At 63.7% G+C, this 4,112-nt stretch carries 5 protein-coding genes and 1 pseudogene; 5 read left to right on the forward strand and 1 reads right to left on the reverse strand.

Annotation, left to right across the window (positions count from 1 at the left end):
* Window positions 1-260: 260 nt before the first annotated feature.
* Window positions 261-464 carry a 3-alpha domain-containing protein gene (locus AC5JJ6_RS01890; protein WP_496040415.1) on the reverse strand — a complete coding sequence of 68 codons (204 nt, stop codon included), beginning with the start codon at window positions 462-464 and terminating at the stop codon, window positions 261-263.
* Window positions 465-628: 164 nt separating this feature from the next.
* Between AC5JJ6_RS01890 and AC5JJ6_RS01895 the strand changes: the two are divergent.
* The 5 genes and pseudogenes from AC5JJ6_RS01895 to AC5JJ6_RS01915 form a co-directional block, all read left to right on the forward strand.
* A pseudogene (locus AC5JJ6_RS01895) lies at window positions 629-1,706 on the forward strand (IS3 family transposase).
* Window positions 1,703-1,942 carry a hypothetical protein gene (locus AC5JJ6_RS01900; RefSeq protein ID WP_496040416.1) on the forward strand — a complete coding sequence of 80 codons (240 nt, stop codon included), beginning with the start codon at window positions 1,703-1,705 and terminating at the stop codon, window positions 1,940-1,942. The pseudogene AC5JJ6_RS01895 and the gene AC5JJ6_RS01900 overlap by 4 nt, the downstream one beginning before the upstream one ends.
* A 616-nt stretch (window positions 1,943-2,558) precedes the next feature.
* On the forward strand, window positions 2,559-2,816 hold the full coding sequence (locus AC5JJ6_RS01905) for a hypothetical protein (protein WP_496040417.1): 258 nt from the start codon (window positions 2,559-2,561) through the stop codon (window positions 2,814-2,816).
* Window positions 2,813-3,226, forward strand: a complete 414-nt coding sequence (locus tag AC5JJ6_RS01910; RefSeq protein WP_496040418.1) for a putative toxin-antitoxin system toxin component, PIN family — start codon at window positions 2,813-2,815, stop codon at window positions 3,224-3,226. Before AC5JJ6_RS01905 ends, AC5JJ6_RS01910 begins: the two co-directional genes overlap by 4 nt.
* A 701-nt stretch (window positions 3,227-3,927) precedes the next feature.
* A partial coding sequence (locus tag AC5JJ6_RS01915; RefSeq protein WP_496040419.1) for a hypothetical protein occupies window positions 3,928-4,112 on the forward strand: 185 nt, incomplete at its 3' end.

The raw sequence follows: 4,112 nt of genomic DNA on the forward strand, positions 1-4,112 counted from the left end.
ACGGTCTTGGGGTTGATCCCGTAGCGCCTGGCGAGCCCTCTCAGGCTCTCTTGACGGTTCTGTTGCATGTTCTTACATCAGAATGGAACTTGGTAATTCGATTGCTCGGACGTCCCGCTCTGGGGCGTATAATTGCGCACCCTCGACGAGGAGCTTGGCAGGTAATTTCAGGCGCTTCTCAACTTAGAAAACTTTGCAACAGATCCGGAGCCCTGCGCTCGGGCCGTGTGGGCTTGGCAAGTGCAGTAGCGAGAAGTCATCTACCCTTCCAACCTCGGACGCCAGTCCTCAACCGCACTACGCGCAAGGCGCCGGGCGGCAGGCAGCCGCCAGCCTTCGGCTAGCTCGGGCAGCGCCGCGATCTCGCCCAGGGCCGGACCGTCGTTGGTGTCGAGATAGAGCACACGGAGCAGGCGCGAGAGTGGCGAGGCAAGGCGTGGCCGCTCCTGCAACACCAGAGGCATGCCAGGCGTCACAGCCCCTGCGCACAGCACCCGGCAGTACCAGCCCGTCCGGCGCGGCGCCTGCACGAGCCCCGCCATGCCGGACACCCTGAAGCGATGGTTCAGCTTCCAGCTGGACTTGTTTCGGGAAAGTGGAGAGGTCCCGATGATGCAAGAGGACCCTCATGAAGCAGCAGCGACGGTTTACGAAGGAGTTTGAGGACGAGGCAGTACGCCTTGTTCGGACGAGCGGCCGATCCCAGCGCGAGATCGCGGAGGATCTGGGGGTCGGGCTTTCGACGCTGGTCCGCTGGCTCGGCCGCAGTCGGGACCGGGCAGCGGAAGCACCTGGTGGGTCGGCGTGCCGGATGTGGCAGCGGAGCTGAAGCGGCTGCGACGGGAGAACGAGATCCTTCGCCAGGAGCGGGACATCCTGAAGCGGGCCACCGCTTTTTTCGCCAAGGAGGGAAGTCGATGAGCTTAAGGCTCGTTGACGAGGCGAAGAAGGAGTTCCCCGTGCACCGCCTGTGCCGCGTCCTTGGCGTCAGTCAAAGCGGCTACTTTGCCTGGAAGAGCCGCCCGGCCTGCCGCCGTCAGCACGAAGACATGGTGCTGCTGGCGCACGTGCGGTCGGCCTTCGCGTTGTCGAATGGCACCTACGGCAGCCCGCGCATGACGCGCGACCTGCGCGACGATGGCCTGCTTGTCGGCCGCCGCCGGACGGCACGTCTGATGCGGGAGAATGGCCTCAGGGCGCGGCAGAAGCGGCGGTTCAAGCGGACCACGGACAGTCACCACGCTTGGCCGGTGGCGCCGAACCTGCTCGATCAGGATTTTACGGCGGCAGGCCCGGATGAGAAATGGGGAGCCGACATCTCCTACATCTGAACCAAGGAGGGCTGGCTGTACCTCGCCGTCGTCATCGACCTGTTCGCCCGCCGCGTCGTCGGCTGGTCGACCAGCGATAGGCTGCATTCGGACCGCGGATCGCAATATTGTTCCACGGACTACCAAGCCGAGCTCGAGGCCCTTGGCATCCTGATCTCCATGTCCGGGCGGGGAAACTGCTTCGACAACGCCATGGTCGAGACATTCTTCAAGACGCTGAAATCCGAACTCGTCTGGCGCACCGCCTTCGAGACGCGTGCCGACGCCACGGCTGCCATCGGCCGCTACATCGATGGCTTCTACAACCCCATCCGGCGCCATTCCGCGCTCGACTTCACAAGCCCTGCGCAGTTCGAGAGAATGGCCGCTGCGTGACCCTATGCCTCCCCACTAAAACGAGGCAAGTCCAGGGTCAGGCTGGCTCGAACATCGTCCTGCCGAAGGTTGCCGCAGGGTCGCTGGTGCTTGCGCTGGCGGAACACGCGGTGCGCTTGCGCGGACTCTATGCCGTCTACCCCTCGCGCCGTTTCGTGCCGCGGCGGCTCACGGCCTTCGTAGCCGCCGTCGCGGAAGCCTTCGCCCAACGACCAAACCTCGTTTGGACACCTTGACTGACCGCTTGGGCGTCAGTTGCAATCCTTGGGACTGACGTTCCGGAAAGCCACAAGAATGCACCGGCATGGGACCAATCAGCCATCCTGTCGCTGCTGATCGAAGCATGCGTTCGGTATGCGCATGCGGCCGCCTGAGCCTTGAGCGGAGGCGGTGTAGGTCCAGTCCAACCGTGAGGCAGCCGTCGCGTGCCAGACCGCACCAGACACCGGCAGCCCGCTCCGAGCCAAACCATACCAGCGGGAGATACGTCTGTCAGGATCGGTTCAGGATGGAAAACGCCGAGGCTTCAGTGCAGGCTGGAGACCGGCTCTGCGACGTGCTGTCGCAGGGCATGCACAGGCCCACGGGGATGATGCTGGTTGTGCGTGGCTATTCAGCTCCCCCTTCCCTGCGTTCTGACAACAGAAAACTAACACTCTCATAGCCGCGGCCGACATCTGACCTTCTCCAACTTAGGACAGCGGAACAAGGCGACGTCCACGCCGGCTGCCACTTGCATCTTGAGGCGAACAGCTACGAGGCAGCCACTGGTGTGTGATTATGTCCTTTATTGTCCGTGGCTTGCTTGCCCCGGCGCGCCGCCTCGCTGTAGAATCTGAGCGGAGGCTTCCCATGCCCGACACCACCACGGTCCCCGTGACACTAGACGTGACGCCCGAGGTGGCGGCTGCGCTCCAGGATCCAGCCACCCGCGCCCGGATTGGGCGCCTGGTCAGCCGAGTGCTGCAGCCCGCACCCGTCGAGCGCCTCATCGCAGCAATGGATGCGGTGGCCGTGGAAGCCGAGCGACGCGGCCTTACGGATGAGATCCTCCAGGAAGAGCTCGCTGCCTACAACGCCGAGCACCGGGAGCGGCCGCCGGCGGCGTGATCGTGTTCGACGCGTCGGCGCTCGTCAGTGCCGCCATCCGCCGCGGAAGCGTTCCGTCCCGCGCCGTCTCCCACGCTCTGCGGTCAGACCAGATCGCCGTGTCGGACGAAATGATGGCTGAACTGCGCGACGTCCTCGCCCGGCCACGCCTCGCCCGCTTCGTCGATCCCGAGCTGCGCGATGAGGTTCTTTCGCTGCTGGACGTCTCCGGCGTCTCGTTCGCGCCGGCGGAGCGAGTAGCTGAATGCCGCGACCCGAAGGACGACAAATATCTGGAACTGGCGCTTGCCGCCGGTGCTGATCGGATCGTTAGCGGCGATGATGACTTGCTCGTGCTGCACCCTTGGCGGGGTGTGCGCATCCTCCGGCCTGCCGACTATCTTACCGAGGTGGAGGGCTATGGTATGTAACCTCTGTTCACGTCACGCTCGGGCTGTCCAACTGGTTTTTCGAGCGGCGCTGCAACCTAAACAAAGCCGCTCTCGGGCACTTCGTGATTGAGGCGTTAGTGGCTAAGTTCTAGCTCACCGACCCGCCTAAATGGACGAGGCTTGGCCTTGGCGATGCGCCTAGCGTAATGAAGACTTTCCTTCGGGCTTAAGTTCCTCTGCCTTGCCCACCCCTCATCCCCGCCAACGGTGTGCGTACTGGCGTACACGTCCTGAAGGTCTTCGCCGCCAGCATCCACAACTCCCATATCTGGCGCGGCTTCGGCACCGCATTCGCCGTCTTCGTAGGTTAGTGCGCAACCACTGATGTGCCGGCGCTGGTCGCCATGCAGGCGATGCATTTCGCGGCCTGAATCGAGGTCTGCTTGCCAAACGGCGCCGACTGGATGTTGCCTCGGAGTTGACCGAGTCGAGTCCCAAGCGAGAAGGTGTGGACTTTGCCAGGGGTAGCCCACACGGCAAGCGTGGACTCTGGCAGGGTGGGCGTGGACTTTACCAGGGAACGACTGGCCACGCTTTTGTTGAGAATCAAATGTTTAGCAGGCTTATCCCGTGGACTTTGGCAGGCTACTTCTAATCTCGACTTTGGCCATTTCCGGGAGACGAGGCGGCGGAGCGGGTGAGCGGCTAGGCTGGGGCGTCCCGGCCAAAGGACGTCCGCGATGCTGCGCCTGCCAGCCCGCTTCGCCGCAGTGATCCTATGCTTCGCGCCGCTTTTCCAGCAACGGAGTTGGCGGCATGCCGAGGTGCTGCTGATCGGGGCCATCCTGGCGCCGGGCCGGCGCACGGTGGCCAGCATTCTGCGGATCACCGGGCTTTGCCGAGAGCGGCGGTTCGTCAACTATCA

It is taken from the genome of Skermanella sp. (assembly GCF_059503625.1).

Coding starts and splice junctions, on each gene's coding strand:
- AC5JJ6_RS01890 (WP_496040415.1), bottom strand. CDS start 464: ATGCCTCTGGTGTTGCAGGAGCGGCCACGCCTTGCCTCGCCACTCTCG.
- AC5JJ6_RS01905 (WP_496040417.1), top strand. CDS start 2,559: ATGCCCGACACCACCACGGTCCCCGTGACACTAGACGTGACGCCCGAG.